We start from the raw sequence: 15,143 nt of genomic DNA on the forward strand, positions 1-15,143 counted from the left end.
GATGGGCGGACGCACGGCGACCGCGCCGGCCGTAATCGTGTCCGGCGGCGTGGCGCACGACTTCCCGGCGACGTCGGCGGAGCTCGCCCGGGTGCTGGCGGAGGCCGGGTTCACCGCCACCGTCACCGAGGACGTCGAGGCGGCGCTGACCGGGCTCGCGGACCCCGGGCCGGGGCCCCGCCCGCTCGTGGTGCTGGACCTGCTGCGCTGGACGATGCGGGTGGAGCGCTACGCACACCTGCGCGAGCGCTGGTCGCTGTCCCTGTCCGCCGCCGCCCGGGCGGCCCTGCTCGGCCACGTCCGGTCCGGGGGCGGGCTGCTGGCGGTGCACGGCGCGAGCATCTGCTTCGACGACTGGCCGCAGTGGCGCGAGCTGCTCGGCGGCGTGTGGCGCTGGGACCGCTCCTCGCACCCGCCGCTGGGCGCCGCCGTCCGGGTCACCGTGGCGCGCGACCGGCACCCGGTCGTGGCCGGGGTGCCCGACTTCGACGTCGTCGACGAGGTCTACGGGTTCCTCGACCTGGCCGACGGCGTGGAGGGGCTGATGACCTCCCCCCACGGCGGCCGCGAGCACCCCCTGCTGTGGGCCCGCACGGTGGGCGCGGGCCGGGTGGTCTACGACGCGCTGGGCCACCACGTGCCGTCCTACGCCGTCCCGGAGCACCGGGAGATCGTGCGGCGGGCGGCGGTGTGGGCCGCCGGTGGCCGCCCCGGCTGACGGTCAGCCGCCGCGCCCGGCTCCCGCCGCGGTCAGCGCCTGCGCGGTGAGGACCCGCGCGAGGTGCGCGCGGTAGTCGGCGTCACCCCGCAGGTCCGACGGCGGTGCGGTGCCCTCGGCGGCGTGCCCGGCCGCCTCGGCCACGGGGGCACCCGCGCGCAGGGCGTCCTCGACCGGCGTGGACCGCCACGGCACCGGGGCCATGTTGACCAGCCCGACCGCGTGCGACCCGTCGGCGCGCTCCTGGACGGCGACCCCCACCGTCGCCCAGTCCTGGCTGCGCTGGCGGAACTTCCGGTAGTCCCAGCCCCGCCCCGGCAGCACCGGCACCCGGATCTCGGTGAGCACCTCGTCGAGCCGGCAGGCGGTCTCCCAGAAGTCGACGAAGAACTCCGCGGCGGGCACCTCCCGCTCGCCGGCCGGGCCGCGCAGCACCAGGGTCGCGTCGAGGGTGACCAGGACCGCCGGCACGTCGGCGGCGGGGTCCCCGTGCACCACGGTGCCCCCGACGGTGGCGCGGGCACGCACCTGCCGGTCCCCGACGGTGGCGGCCGCGGCCGCCAGCAGCGGCACCTGCTCGCGCACCTCCGGGGAGTGCTCGAGGTCGCGCAGCCGCAGGCCGGCGCCGAGCCGCAGGTGCCCGTCGGACCGCTCGAGGGTGCGCAGCGCGGGCACCCGGCTGATGTCGACGAGCACGCGCGGCGCGGCCAGCCGGAACCGCATCAGCGGGAGGAGGGAGTGCCCGCCGGCCAGCAGCTTGGCGTCGTCGCCGTGCTCGCCGAGCAGGGCGAGGGCGTGGTCGAGGGAGTCGGCGCGCACGTGGTCGAACTCGGCGGGGATCACCGGACCGCCTCCTGCGACCGGGCGCGGTGCTCCTCCGCGGGGGCGCCGGCACCACCGTGCTCGGCGGCCCAGCGGACCGACTCCACGATCATCTGGTAGCCGGTGCAGCGGCACAGGTTGCCCTCGAGGCCCTCGCGGATCTCCTCCCGCGTCGGGTCGGGGCTGTCCAGCAGCAGGCCGGTCGCCGAGACCACCATGCCCGGCGTGCAGTAGCCGCACTGCAGGCCGTGGCACTGCCGGAAGCCCTCCTGCACCGGGGACAGCCGGCCGTCCTCGGCGAGTCCCTCGACGGTGAGCACCTCACCGCCGTCGGCGGCGACGGTGAGCACGGTGCAGGACTTGACCGCCACCCCGTCGAGCAGCACCGTGCAGGCGCCGCAGTTGGAGGTGTCGCACCCGACGTGGGTGCCGGTCAGGCCGAGGGTCTCGCGCAGGTGGTGCACCAGCAGCTGCCGGGACTCCACCGTGTGCCGGGTGGCCACGCCGTTGACGCGCAGGCTGACGTCGTGCCTCACGGGGTCACCTTCCAGTCCTCGCCGGCACCCGCGGGCGGGGTCGGCATGCCGTCGGGGGGTGGCGGTGCGCCGTCGTCGGGCTGCAGGGCCTCCGGCGGGGGACGCCGCTCGTCGACGGCCGCGCCGTCGCCCCTGCCCTGCTCGGCGGCGCGCATCGCCGTCCACACCCGGAACGGCGTCATGGGCATGTCGATGGTGCGCACCCCCAGGTGGGCCAGGGCGTCGACGACCGCGTTGACCACCGCCTGCGGGGCCGCGGTGGCGCCGGACTCCCCCAGCCCCTTGGCCCCCAGCGGGTTGAAGCTGGTCGGCACCTCGAGGTGGTGGGTGGAGAGGTCGGGCAGGTCCGGGGCCCCCGGGACGGCGTAGTCGACCAGGGAGGAGGTCACCGGCTGGCCGTCGTCGCCGTAGCACACCTCCTCCAGCAGCGCCTGGGCGATGCCCTGCGCCAGCCCGCCCTCGACCTGGCCGCGCGCGGTCAGCGGGTTGATCACCGTCCCGCAGTCGTCGACGGCCACGTAGCGCAGGATCGACACCTGACCGGTGGCCCGGTCGACCTCCACCACGCAGGCGTGCGCGCCGCTCGGGTAGCTGAGGTTGGTCGGCTCGTAGTAGTCCATGAACTGCAGGCCGACGTCCATGCCCTCCGGGAGCTTGTGCGGCTTGTAGGCGGTCAGCGCGACGTCGGCGAGGGACACCTCCGCGCCGGGCGTCCCGCGGACGGCGAACCGCTCGCCGTCCTGCTCGACGTCGGACTCGTCGGCCTCCAGCAGGTGGGCGGCGATCGCGAGCAGCTTGCGCCGCAGCTGGTCGCTGGACCGGTGCACCGCGGGGCCGCAGACCGGGATGGCCCGGCTGCCCATGGTGCCGATGCCCTCCTGCACGGTCCCGGTGTCGCCGTGGCGCACGCTGATCCGCTCCACCGGGACGCCACCGAGGGCGTCGGAGGCGATCTGCGCGAACGCCGTCTCGTGCCCCTGCCCGTGCGGGCTGGTCCCCACCGCGACCACCACGGAGCCGTCGGGGTTCATCCGCACGGTGGAGGACTCCCACCCGCCGATGTAGCCGAACTGCTCGAACAGCGGGGTGGGGCCGAAGCCGCCCATCTCGACGAAGCAGGAGAAGCCGATGCCCAGCAGCGGCCGGGTGGGGTCGGCGCGCCGCTCCTCCGCCTCGCGCCGGAGCTCCTCGAGGTCCGCGCCGCCGTCGCGCAGGTGCTCCAGCAGGGTGTCCAGCAGCCGCGGGTAGTCGCTCTCGTCGTAGACGATCCCCGGCCACTGGGTGGCGTAGGGCATCTCGCCGGGCTGGATGAAGTTGACCCGCCGCACCTCCAGCGGGTCGCGGCCGAGCTCGCGGGCCACCACGTCGACGACCCGCTCGATGAGGAACGCCGCCTCCGGCCGGCCGGCGCCGCGGTAGGCGGCGATCGGCGTGGTGTTGGTGGTGACGCTGCGGAAGGACGCCGCGATCTTGGGGATCTTGTAGCAGCCGCCGGACATGAAGACGGTGAGCGTGGGCAACCCGGCGCCGGTCGCGTCCGGCCAGGCGCCGACGTCCTGCACGATGGCGACCCGCATGGCCAGCAGCCGGCCCTCGTCGTCGAAACCCACGTCGACGTCCTGCAGCTGGGCCCGGCCGTGGGTCATCGCGACCAGGTTCTCGCTGCGCGTCTCGACGTACTTCACCGGCCGCCCCAGCCGCCGCGACAGCTCGGGGGTGAGGAGGAACTCCGGGTAGAAGCTCGCCTTGGCGCCGAACCCGCCTCCGACGTCGGGCGCGACGACGCGCGTCTCGTGCTGCGGCAGGCCGAACATGGCGGCCAGCTCGTTGCGCACCGGGTGCGGCGCCTGCACGGTCGCGTACAGGGTCAGCCCGCTGCCGTCCCAGCTGGCCACGCAGCCGCCGGGCTCGATGGGGACCGCGGCCAGCCGCTGGTTGCGGATGCGCAGGCTGGTGCGGTGCGGTGCGGCGGCGAGCTCGGCCTCGGCGTCGTCGGCCGACATCGGCTGGTCCAGGACGACGTTGCCCGCGAGCCCGGGGACGATCGGCGCGGCGCCCTCGGCCAGCGCGTCCTCGATGGTGACCAGGGCCGGCAGCGGGTCGTAGTCGACGACGACCGCGGCGGCGGCGTCGGCGGCGCGGTAGCGGTCGTCGGCGACGACGACGGCGACCGGCTCGCCGACGAACCGGACGGCGTCGCGGGCGAGGCAGGGCCGCTGCGTGCCGGGGAAGGAGCGCACGTGCGGCAGCCCGTCGAGGTCGGCGGCGGTCCACACGCCGAGGACCCCCGGCAGCTCGCGGGCAGCCTCGGTGTCGATGGAGGTGATGCGGGCGTACGGCTCGACGCTGCGGACGTAGGCCATGTGCACCGTGCCGGGCAGCCGGATGTCGTCGACGAAGCGGCCCCGGCCGGTGAGCAGCGCGGGGTCCTCCTTGCGGAGCACGGCGGCTCCCACCATGGACCCCATCAGCGGGTCGCCTGCCCGCAGTCGACGTGCAGCGTGTGACCGGTGATGACCCGGGCGTTGTCGGAGGCGAGGAAGAGCACCGCGTCGGTGATGTCCTGCATCTCCGCCCGCCACTTGGGTCCGGGGAGGTTGCCCTGGGCGGAGAAGACCTCGAAGGCCTCGGCGGGGTCCATGCCCATGCCGGCCGAGAGCCCGGTGACCATGCCGGAGCCGTGCCGGTCGGGACCGGGCCGGATGGTCGCCGGGGCCACGGCGTTGACGTTGATGCCGAACTCGGCGAGCTCGGTGGCCCACGCCCGGGTCAGCCCGACCACGCCGTGCTTGCTCGCCACGTAGTGCGACAGCATCGCGTGCCCGCTGCCGATCACCGCGGACGAGATGTTGACGATCTTCCCCTCCTGCCGGCCGATCATCTGCGGGACGACGAACTTGGCCACGTGCATCGGGCCCTTGAGGTTCGTGTCGACGACCGCGTCGAGCGTGGCGGCGCTCATGTCCTGGATCGTGTCGAGCGCCGCCATCCCGGCGTTGTTCACCAGGACGTCGATCCGGTCGAACTCGGCGAGCGCGGTCTCCACCGCCTGCCGCACCGCGTCCTCGTCGCGGACGTCGGCGGTCAGCCCGAGCGCCCGCCGGTCGTACTGCTCGACCTGCTTGACCGTGAGCGCGAGGTCCTCGGGGCTCGCGGTCTCGTACAGACCCGGTATCGGCGCGGCGATGTCGACGGCGACGACGTCGCAGCCTGCCTCGGCGAACGCCCGGGCGTGGTTGGCGCCCTGACCCCGTCCCGCTCCCGTGATGAGGACGACCTTGCCCTCGAGTCCGCGCAGCTCGACGCCCATGGAGACCCTCCGGTGTGACGTGCGCAACAGCGTGCGCGGTCTTCCTACGGCACCGGGAGGAGTCTCGGCAATGGCTCGCCGCACTAGTCGTGGGTGTCCTCACGCCGGTCCGGCGGGGTCTCGGGCCGCGGGGTCTCAGGCCGAGGGATCTCAGGCCGTGGAGCCGTAGATGGCCGTGGCCTGGGCGGTGGCCAGCCGCGCGTCCTCCTCGCGCACCACCGACAGCTGGGTCTCGTCGGGCGGGAGCACGCTCTGGAACACCCAGTCGAGGGCCACCCGCACCCGGTTGGACATCGCCGGCAGCGCGTAGAGGTGGTAGCCCCGGGTGACCACCTTGGCCACCGGCCCGGTCAGCGGGACGCCCAGGGGGCGGGCGACGGCGTCGAACCCGCCGAGGTCGGCCACCAGGCCCAGGTCGGTGTGCCGGTAGGGGCGGGCGGTGCCGTGGCCCAGGGCGGCGGCGATGTTGCGGCCCAGCGCGACGCCCTGGCGCTGGGCGTGCTGGGCGGTGGGCGGGGTGTCGGGCAGCCGCCCGTCGGCGACCCCGCGGGCGGCGAGGTCGGGCACCGCGGCGGCGTCGCCGGCCGCCCACAGGCCCTCGACCCCCGGCACCGACAGGTCCGGGTCGGTCACCAGCCGGCCGCGGCGGGTGGGCAGCCCGAGCTCCATCACCAGCGGGCTGGCCACCACCCCGGCGCCCCAGACGAGGGTGCGGGTGCGGATGGTCGTGCCGTCGGTGAGCGTGACGCGGGTGTCCTCGGCCTCGGCCACGCTGGTGCGCAGGCGGACGTCGACGCCGCGGTCGTGCAGCACCCGCAGCGCGTGCTCGCCCAGCCGCGGGCCGAGCTCCGGGAGGACGGCCGGGGCGACGTCGACCAGCACCCACCGCACGTCGCGGGCGCGGGTGCGGTCCCAGCGGCGCTCGATGCGGGTCAGCCAGCGCTGGGCCTGGGCGACGAACTCGGTGCCGGTGTAGCCGGCGCCGACCGCCACCACGGTGAGCAGCTCCGCGCGGGCGGCCCGGCCGGCCTCGGTGTCGGGCTGGGCGTCGGCGAGGTCGAGCTGCTCGAGGAGGTGGTCGCGCAGGTAGACCGCCTCGACCAGCGTCTTCAGGCCGCGGGCGTGGTCGGGCACCCCGGGGATGTCGAACTGCCGGGTGATGGAGCCGGGCACCAGCACCAGGTGGTCCCAGTCGAGCCGGTGCTCGAGGTCGGCGCGCTGCACGGTGACCATGCGCGTGGTCAGGTCGACGTCGGACACGCGGCCCAGCACCAGCCGCACCCGCGGCAGGGTGCGCCGCAGCGACACCGCGATGTGCCGGGCCTCGACGACGCCGGTGGCCACCTCGGGCAGCAGCGGGCTGTAGAGCAGGTAGTCGTTGGGCGACACCAGCACCAGCTCGGCGGCCTCCCGCGGCAGGTGACGCTGCAGGTGGCGCAGGGCGTGGAAGCCGGCGAACCCGCCGCCGACGACGACCACCCGGGGCCGGCGGCGCGGCGGACTCGTCACCGCCTGCCCGGCGGTACCACCCCCCGGCCGGATCGAGCGGAGCGGCGGACGGCGGCGAGCGGGCGTGCCGGTCATGGCGGGATGCTCGCACCATGAGCGGCGCCCCGACAGCCCCCGACCCGGCCGGCCCGCGGACGGCGGAGCCGCCGTGGTGGCGGCGCGGCGCCGTCTACCAGGTCTACCCGCGCTCGTTCGCCGACGCCGACGGCGACGGCGTGGGCGACCTCGCGGGCCTGCGGGCGCACCTGGACCACCTGTCGGCGCTGCACGTCGGGGCGGTGTGGCTCTCGCCGGTGTTCCCCTCGCCGATGGCCGACTTCGGCTACGACGTCGCCGACTTCTGCGACGTCGACCCGCTCTTCGGCGGCCTCGACGAGCTCGACGCCCTGGTCGCCGACTGCCACGCGCGCGGCATCCGGGTGGTGCTGGACTGGGTGCCCAACCACTCCTCCGACCGGCACCCGTGGTTCCTGGCGTCACGGTCCTCGCGCGAGGACCCGAAGCGCGACTGGTACGTGTGGCGGGACGGCGCACCCGGCGGCGGGCCGCCCAACGACTGGCGCTCGGAGTTCGCCGCGGTCGGGCCGGCCTGGACGTTCGACGAGGCCACCGGCCAGTGGTACCTGCACTCCTACACGCCGCAGCAGCCCGACCTGAACTGGGAGAACCCCGAGGTCGAGGCCGCGATGCACGACACGATCCGGTTCTGGCTGCGGCGCGGCGTCGACGGGCTGCGGATCGACGCGCTGCAGCGGCTGGCGAAGGACCCCCTGCTGCGCAGCAACGCCGGGTCCGCCCGCCGGCACGACCAGGACTGGGAGACCGCCCACGAGCGGCTGCGCGGCATCCGGCGGGTGGTCGACGAGTTCCCCGACCGGATGATCGTCGGCGAGGTCTACCTGCTCGACCTGCGCAGGGTGCTGGCCTACCTCGCCGGCGGTGACCAGCTGCACCTGGCGCACAACTTCGTCTTCGTCCACCTGCCCTGGGACGCCGGCGCCTTCCGCACCGCCGTCGAGGAGTTCACGGCCCGGGCCGAGCCCGAGGCCTGGCCGGCCTGGTTCCTCGGCAACCACGACCACTCGCGGATCGCCACCCGCTACGACGGCGACGGCCCCGACGGCGGCTCCGGCCCGGCGCGGGCCAGGGCGGTCGCGCTGCTGCTGACCGCGCTGCGCGGCACGCCGTTCCTCTACCAGGGCGACGAGCTGGGGCTGCCCGACGCCGACGTGCCGCCCGACCGGGTGGTCGACGTCGACGGGCGCGACCCCGAGCGCGCGCCGATCCCCTGGCGCCCGCCGTCGGTGGCCGGCCCCGGCGCCGGGTTCACCACCGGGCGGCCGTGGCTGCCCCTGGTGGCCGACGCCGAGCGGCTGTGCGTGGAGCGCCAGGCCGCCGACCCGGACTCCACCCTGTCGCTGGTCCGCCGGCTCGGCGCGCTGCGCGCGGGCTCGCCGACCCTGCAGACCGGGTCGCAGCGGGTGCTCGACGCCGGCCCCGACGTCCTGGCCTGGGTGCGCGGCGAGGGCGCCGACCGGCTGGTCGCCGCGGTCAACTTCGCCGCCGCACCGAGGCCGCTGGCGGCCGACGGCCTCCCCGAGGGGGACCTGGAGGTGCTGCTGTCCACCGACCCCGGCCGGACGGGGCGCCCGGACGGCGCGACGCCGGGCGACCTCGTGCTGCGGCCCGACGAGGGCGTGCTGCTGCGGCCGCGGGTCCCCTGACCCCCGGCCCGGCGCCGGTGCCGGGCACCGGCCCGCGACCGGGTGCCGACCCGGGACATGCACGGGCGCGACGCCCGCCCGGGGACTGCCAGCGTGGGCCGGTCCCGAGAAGCCGGCGGCCGGCGTCCCCGCAGCCGGGCCGGCCGCCCCACCGCAGGAGGCCCGCATGTCCCGGTCGACCGCGCCCGCGCCGATCCCCGCCGCCCAGGAGCCGGACGGTGCCGCGATCCGCCCGTTCCGGATCGAGGTCCCCGACGCGGCCCTCGCCGAGCTGCGCCGCCGGATCGAGGCCACCGTGTGGCCCGAGCGCGAGACCGTCCCCGACACCTCCCAGGGCGTGCCGCTGGCCACGATGCAGGCCCTCGCCCGGCACTGGGCCACCGACTACGACTGGCGGCGGGTCGAGGCCCGGCTCAACGCGCTGCCGCAGTTCACCACCGAGATCGACGGCCTGGACATCCACTTCCTGCACGTGCGCTCCCGGCACGCCGACGCCCTGCCGCTGGTGGTCAACCACGGCTGGCCCGGATCGGTGATCGAGCAGCTGAAGATCATCGAGCCGCTGGTCGACCCCACCGCGCACGGCGGCAGCGCCGCCGACGCCTTCGACGTGGTGATCCCCTCGATGCCCGGCTACGGGTTCTCCGGCAAGCCGACCGGTCCGGGCTGGGGACCGGAGCGGATGGCGCGGGCGTGGGCGCAGCTGATGACCCGGCTGGGCTACGACCGCTACGTGGCCCAGGGCGGGGACTGGGGCGCCTTCGTCGTCGACCAGATGGGCCTGCAGGCCCCCGAGGGACTGCTCGGCATCCACACCAACATGCCCGCCGTCGTCCCGGCCGACGTCGACCGGGTCCTCGTGGCCGGCGGCCCGCCGCCGGACGGGCTCGCCGACGACGAGCGGCGCGCCTGCGAGCAACTGCTGCGCACCTACCGGCAGGTCGAGTACGCGCGCTACATGGCCGCCCGCCCCCAGACCCTGTACGGCATCGCCGACTCCCCCGTCGGCCTGGCCGCCTGGTTGCTCGACCACAACGACGCCGACGGCCAGCCCGCCGCGGCGGTGGCGCAGGCGCTCGAGCGGGAGAGCAGCGACACCGGCGAGCTGACCCGCGACGAGGTGCTCGACAACATCACGCTCTACTGGCTGACCACCACGGGGGTCTCGGCCTCCCGGCTCTACTGGGAGTACCGGGGCGGCTTCTTCGACGCCAAGGGCGTGCAGATCCCGGTCGCGGTCAGCGTCTTCCCCGGCGAGCAGTACGAGGCCCCGCGCGGCTGGACGGAGCGGGCCTACCCGGGCCTGGTCCACTACGACCGGGTCGCCAAGGGCGGGCACTTCGCCGCGTGGGAGCAGCCCGGCCTCTTCGTCGACCAGCTCCGCGCGGGCTTCCGGTCCCTGCGCGGCCCCCGGGTCCCCCAGCCGCGCTGACGCGCTCCGAGCAGAGAGGAGTCCCTCCCATGGACCTGCGCCTCGAGGTCGTCGTCCTGCCCGTCTCCGACGTCGACCGCGCCAAGGACTTCTACAAGGGCCTGGGGTGGCGGGAGGACGCCGACATCGTCGGCGGCGAGCGGTTCCGCATCGTGCAGCTGACCCCACCGGGGTCGGGCTGCTCGATCAGCTTCGGCACCGGGGTCACCACCATGACCCCGGGGTCGCTGCAGGGCCTGCTGCTCGTCACCCGCGACATCGAGGCCACCCGCGCCGAGCTGCTGGAGCGGGGTGCCGCGGTCAGCGAGGTCTTCCACGGCTCGGCCGGCCGCTTCCACCCCGACGACCCGGGCGTGCGCGAGCCCGGTCGCGACCCCGAGGGCCGCAGCTACCAGTCCCACGCGGTGTTCAGCGACCCCGACGGCAACGGCTGGGTGCTGCAGGAGATCACCGAGCGCCTGCCGGGCCGCTGACGGCCCACCCCTGCGACGACGAGGGGCCCGGGCACCTGGGGGGCGCGCAGCGGGCGGAACGCGGCCCGGACCTCGGTGGTGAACAGCTCGGGCTCCTCCCAGGTGGCGAAGTGACCGCCCCGGTCGACCTCGTTGAAGTAGGCGAGGGTCGGGTAGCTCTGCTCGGCCCAGCTGCGCGGGGTGCGCCAGATCTCGCCCGGGAAGGTGGTGAACCCGACCGGCACGGTGACCGGCGGCGGGGTCTGCCCGGCAGCGGCCGCCGCGGGGGCGTCGGGGCCGTAGCTCTCCCAGTAGGACCGGGCCGCCGAGGCCCCGGTGCCGGTCAGCCAGTACAGCGTGACGTTGTCCAGGACGTGGTCGCGGGTGAGGTTCCCCGACGGCTGCCCGTCGACGAAGGCGCGGGAGATCTTGTGGTAGGCGTCGGTGTCGTGGTCGAGCAGCCACGCGGCCAGGGCGACCGGTGAGTCGAGCAGCCCGTAGCCGATCGTCTGCGGCCGGGTGGCCTGCTGCAGGAAGTACGCGTAGCCGCTCGACCGGAACGTGGCGATCGCGTCGAGGGCGGCGCGCTCCTGCTCGGTGTCGCCCGGCAGCCCGCCGGCCAGCGCGGTGACGAGCAGGTTGAGGTGGATCCCCAGCAGCCCCTCCGGCGCCTGGCGGCCCATCGCGTCGGTGACGCCGGCGCCCACGTCGCCGCCCTGGGCGACGTAGCGGTCGTAGCCCAGCCGGCGCATGAGCTCGGCCCACGCCCGCCCGACGCGGGCGACGTCCCACCCGGTCTCGGCCGGCTCGCCGGAGAAGCCGTACCCGGGCAGGGACGGCAGCACCAGGTGGAAGGCGTCCTCGGCGCGCCCGCCGTGCGCCGTCGGGTCGGTGAGCGGTCCCACCGCCTCGAGCATCTCGACGACGGAGCCGGGCCAGCCGTGGGTCATGACCATCGGCAGCGCGTCGGCGTGCGGCGAGCGCACGTGCAGGAGGTGGACGTCCACGCCGTCGATCTCGGTGCGGAACTGCGGCAGCGCGTTCAGCCGCGCCTCGCAGCGGCGCCAGTCGTACTCGGTCGCCCAGTAGCGGGCGAGCTCCTGCGCGGTCCGCAGCTGGACGCCCTGCGAGCGGTCGGGCACGAGCTCCCGCGTGGGCCAGCGGGTCGCCTCGATGCGCCGGCGCAGGTCGGTGAGGGCCTCGTCGGGGACCTCGATGCGGAACGGGCGGACGGCGGCGCCGGACTCCTGCGGAGCAGCGGACGTCGTGGGGACGGTCGACCGGGTCACGGGTGCCTCCTCGCGGTCTCGCACGCGGCGAGCGGTGGTGAGCGGGGTGCTCGGCTCGACCCTCGTCCGCTGCGCCCGGGACGCGCGCCAGGGAGACCCCCTGGCGCTGCTCCGGCCGGGGGCACCCCGGCGCCGGCCGGGCGGCGCGGACGGGTGTCCGGAGTGACGTCCGGCGACGGAGGGTCACCGCCACCCGGGGTCCGGCCGGACCACCGGGCTCCCGGCCCGCTGCCTGTTCCCCTGCGGACTCGCGAGAGGGACTCTCGTCGTCGTCAGTCCTGCATCCCGGAGAGGTGCGTCGCGAGACCTGCGACGACCGGCTCGGCCGAGGGGACCCTCGATGGCACACCCGGAACCCGTCGCCCGCTGCGGTGCGGCACAGCTCCCGGACCCCCTGCCCGCGGGCCCGGCGCCCCTGACCCCGGCGCCCCCGACCCCGCCGCCCCTTACCCTGCCGCCCCTGCCCCCGGCGGCCGTGACCCCGCCGCCGTGACCGACCTCCGCCGCCGGACGGCCGCACCGGTCCGCCGTGCCCGCCCGACCGTGCCGCAGCCGGCGTCCGCCCTCCCCCGGACCAGCCCGTGGCCCGGGCTGCTGGGCCGGCGCACCGAGTGCGAGACCCTGAGCGGGCTGGTGGCCGCGGCGAAGGCCGGCCGCAGCCAGGTCCTGGTGCTGCGCGGGGACGCCGGCATCGGCAAGACCGCCCTGCTCGACTTCCTGCTCGAGCGCGCCGTCGGCTGCCAGGTGGCCCGCGCGGCCGGCGTGGAGTCGGAGATGGAGCTGGCCTTCGCCGGCCTGCACCAGCTGTGCAGCCCGCACCTCGACCGGCTGGCCACGCTGCCCGCGCCGCAGCAGCAGGCGCTGGGCACCGCCTTCGGGCTGCGGGCCGGCGCCGCGCCCGACCGCTTCCTCGTCGGCCTGGCCGTGCTCACCCTGCTGTCGGAGGTGGCCGAGGAGCGGCCGCTGGTCTGCGTCGTCGACGACGTGCAGTGGCTCGACCAGGCCTCCGCGCAGACCCTGGAGTTCGTCGCCCGCCGGCTCGCGGCCGAGCCGGTGGCGATGGTGTTCGCCGTCCGGCCCTCCGACCGGGAGCCCACCCTCACCGGCCTGCCCGAGCTCGAGGTGCGTGGCCTGAGCACCACCGACGCCCGGGCGCTGCTGGACTCGGCGGTGACCGGCACGCTCGACCCGCGGGTGCGCGACCGAGTCGTCGCCGAGAGCCACGGCAACCCGCTGGCCCTCCTCGAGCTCCCGCGGGGGCGCACGCCCGCCGAGCTCGCCGGCGGCTTCGGGCTGCCCGACGCCACACCGCTGGCCGGCCGGATCGAGGACAGCTTCCGCCGCCGGCTGACCCCGCTGCCCGAGGTGACCCGCCGGCTGCTGCTCATCGCCGCGGCCGACCCGGTCGGCGACCCGGTCCTGGTGTGGCGGGCCGCCGAGCGGGTGGGCATCGGCCCCGACGCGGCGGTCCCCGCGACCGACGCGGGGCTGGTGGAGATCGGCACGCACGTCCGCTTCCGGCACCCGCTGGTGCGCTCGGCGGTGTACCGCGCGGCCTCCCCGGAGCAGCGGCGCACCGCGCACCGCGCGCTGGCCTCGTGCCTGGACCCGGGCACCGACCCCGACCGCCGCGCCTGGCACCGGGCGCAGGGGACCGGCGGCCTCGACGAGGACGTCGCCGCCGAGCTGGAGGCGGCGGCGGTCCGGGTGCGCGCCCGCGGCGGGCAGGCCGCCGCGGCGGTCTTCCTGGACCGGGCGGTGGCGCTCACCCCCGGCCCCGGGCGGCGGGCCCGCCGCGCGCTGGCCGCGGCCCACTCGGCCAACCTCGCCGGGGCGCCCGAGCGGGCCCTGGACCTGGTGTCCACCGCGCAGGCCGGACCGCTCGACGAGCTGGACCGGGCCCGGGCGGAGCTGCTGGCCGCCCAGGTCACCTTCGCGGCGACCCGCGGCCGGGACGCGCCCCGGCTGCTGCTGTCGGCCGCGCGGCGGCTGGAGCCGCTGGACGCGACCCTGGCCCGGGCCACCTACCTCGACGCGTTCGCAGCGGCGGTGGCCGCCGGGCGGGAGGCCCGGGGCGGGGACCTGCGCGACGTCGCCGCCGCCGTCCTGTCCGCCGGGTGGGGCCCCTCCCCCGGCGCGCTGCCGCGGTCGTGCGCCCTGCTCCTCGACGGGCTGGCCCTGCTGCTGACCCAGGGACCCGGCGCCGGCGTCCCGGTGCTGCACCAGGCCCTGGCCGCGCTGCGCGACGAGCCGCTCCCCGAGGACGACGCGCTGCGCTGGCTGTGGCTGGCCTGCCGCACCGCGCGGGCGCTGTTCGACGACCTGAGCTGGGACGTGCTCAGCGAGCGCCAGGTGCGGGTGGCCCGCCGGACCGGCGCGCTGTCGCTGCTGCCGATGGCGCTCACCGAGCGGTTCAGCATGCAGCTGTTCGCTGGCAACCTCGCCGTGGCGACGTCCCTGGTCGGTGAGGCGGCCTCCGTCACCGAGGCGATCGGCAGCCGGGTCACCCCCTACGGCGCGGTCTCCCTGGCCACCTGGCGCGGCCGCGAGGCCGAGGCGCGGGCGCTGGTCGACGCCAGCCGGGAGGACGTCGTGCGGCGCGGCGAGGGCCTGTGGCTGATCTCCGCGGACTGGACGACGTCGGTGCTCATGCTCGGGCTGTGCCGGTACGACGAGGCGCTGGCCGCCGCGGAGGGGGCGGCCCGCAAGGCCGACGGGCTCGAGCTGTGGACGTGGGTGGAGCCGGAGGTGGTGGAGGCGGCCGTCCGCAGCGGCCGGCCCGAGCGGGCCACCGGGCCCGCGGAGCGGTTCGGCACCTTCGCGCGGTCCAGCGGCACCGACTGGGCGCTCGGCGTGGACGCCCGCTGCCGGGCGCTGCTCACCGGCGGCGAGGAGGCCGAGGCGCTCTACCGCGAGTCCGTCGAGCGCCTCGGCCGCACGGGCATCCGGGTGGCGCTGGCCCGCGCGCACCTGCTGTTCGGGGAGTGGCTGCGCCGCGAGGGCCGGCGCCGGGAGGCCCGCGACCACCTGCGCACCGCCCACCGGATGCTGGTCGACATGGGCATGGAGGCCTTCGCCGAGCGGGCCCGCCAGGAGCTGACCGGCACCGGGGAGACGGCGCGGCGCCGGGTCGTGGCGACCCTCGACGAGCTGACCCCCCAGGAGGCGCAGATCGCCCGGCTGGCCGCCGAGCGGCTGACCAACCCCGAGATCGGCACGCAGCTGTTCCTCAGCCCCCGCACGGTCGAGTGGCACCTGCGGAAGGTCTTCACCAAGCTCGGCATCGGCTCCCGCCGCGAGCTGGTCGCCGCACTGGCCCGCGCCGACGCCTGAGCGCCCGGCGCCCGCTCC

At 76.4% G+C, this 15,143-nt stretch carries 11 protein-coding genes; 5 read left to right on the top strand and 6 right to left on the bottom strand.

The features are described 5' to 3' along the window. The first annotated feature begins 1 nt into the window (after position 1). Entirely contained in the window at positions 2-718 is a 717-nt protein-coding gene (locus ACI8AD_RS00735; RefSeq protein WP_456868611.1) for a ThuA domain-containing protein, read from the top strand. Between the two features lie 3 nt (positions 719-721). On the opposite strand, the gene ACI8AD_RS00740 is transcribed toward ACI8AD_RS00735, so the two are convergent. From ACI8AD_RS00740 to ACI8AD_RS00760, 5 genes are all read right to left on the bottom strand, one after another. After that, positions 722-1,561, bottom strand: a complete 840-nt coding sequence (locus tag ACI8AD_RS00740; protein WP_456868612.1) for an FAD binding domain-containing protein — start codon at positions 1,559-1,561, stop codon at positions 722-724. Then, the gene (locus ACI8AD_RS00745; RefSeq protein ID WP_456868613.1) at positions 1,558-2,076 is read right to left on the bottom strand and encodes a (2Fe-2S)-binding protein; all 519 of its coding nucleotides are present in this window, start codon (positions 2,074-2,076) and stop codon (positions 1,558-1,560) included. Before ACI8AD_RS00745 ends, ACI8AD_RS00740 begins: the two co-directional genes overlap by 4 nt. Continuing rightward, complete coding sequence (locus tag ACI8AD_RS00750; RefSeq protein ID WP_456868614.1) at positions 2,073-4,520, bottom strand: xanthine dehydrogenase family protein molybdopterin-binding subunit; 2,448 nt, start codon at positions 4,518-4,520, stop codon at positions 2,073-2,075. Before ACI8AD_RS00750 ends, ACI8AD_RS00745 begins: the two co-directional genes overlap by 4 nt. 23 nt (positions 4,521-4,543) lie before the next feature. Further along, positions 4,544-5,386 carry an SDR family NAD(P)-dependent oxidoreductase gene (locus tag ACI8AD_RS00755; protein ID WP_456868615.1) on the bottom strand — a complete coding sequence of 281 codons (843 nt, stop codon included), beginning with the start codon at positions 5,384-5,386 and terminating at the stop codon, positions 4,544-4,546. 150 nt (positions 5,387-5,536) lie between these two features. After that, positions 5,537-6,895 (bottom strand): NAD(P)/FAD-dependent oxidoreductase, encoded by a 1,359-nt coding sequence (locus ACI8AD_RS00760; RefSeq protein ID WP_456868616.1) that lies wholly within the window; start codon positions 6,893-6,895, stop codon positions 5,537-5,539. A 92-nt stretch (positions 6,896-6,987) separates the two neighbouring features. Between ACI8AD_RS00760 and ACI8AD_RS00765 the strand changes: the two genes are divergently transcribed. The 3 genes from ACI8AD_RS00765 to ACI8AD_RS00775 all read left to right on the top strand — a co-directional run bounded on the left by ACI8AD_RS00765 (position 6,988) and on the right by ACI8AD_RS00775 (position 10,524). After that, positions 6,988-8,619, top strand: coding sequence for an alpha-amylase family glycosyl hydrolase (locus ACI8AD_RS00765; protein ID WP_456868617.1), 1,632 nt, complete (start codon positions 6,988-6,990; stop codon positions 8,617-8,619). Positions 8,620-8,785: 166 nt separating this feature from the next. Beyond that, positions 8,786-10,051 carry an epoxide hydrolase family protein gene (locus tag ACI8AD_RS00770; protein WP_456868618.1) on the top strand — a complete coding sequence of 422 codons (1,266 nt, stop codon included), beginning with the start codon at positions 8,786-8,788 and terminating at the stop codon, positions 10,049-10,051. Between the two features lie 29 nt (positions 10,052-10,080). After that, positions 10,081-10,524, top strand: coding sequence for a VOC family protein (locus tag ACI8AD_RS00775; protein ID WP_456868619.1), 444 nt, complete (start codon positions 10,081-10,083; stop codon positions 10,522-10,524). On the opposite strand, the gene ACI8AD_RS00780 is transcribed toward ACI8AD_RS00775, so the two are convergent. Then, the gene (locus tag ACI8AD_RS00780) at positions 10,440-11,792 is read right to left on the bottom strand and encodes an epoxide hydrolase family protein (RefSeq protein ID WP_456868620.1); all 1,353 of its coding nucleotides are present in this window, start codon (positions 11,790-11,792) and stop codon (positions 10,440-10,442) included. The genes ACI8AD_RS00775 and ACI8AD_RS00780 overlap by 85 nt on opposite strands. Before the next feature lie 489 nt (positions 11,793-12,281). Between ACI8AD_RS00780 and ACI8AD_RS00785 the strand changes: the two genes are divergently transcribed. Beyond that, the gene (locus ACI8AD_RS00785; protein ID WP_456868621.1) at positions 12,282-15,125 is read left to right on the top strand and encodes an ATP-binding protein; all 2,844 of its coding nucleotides are present in this window, start codon (positions 12,282-12,284) and stop codon (positions 15,123-15,125) included. Positions 15,126-15,143: the final 18 nt, after the last annotated feature.

The sequence above is a fragment of the Geodermatophilus sp. SYSU D00766 genome, from assembly GCF_054049915.1.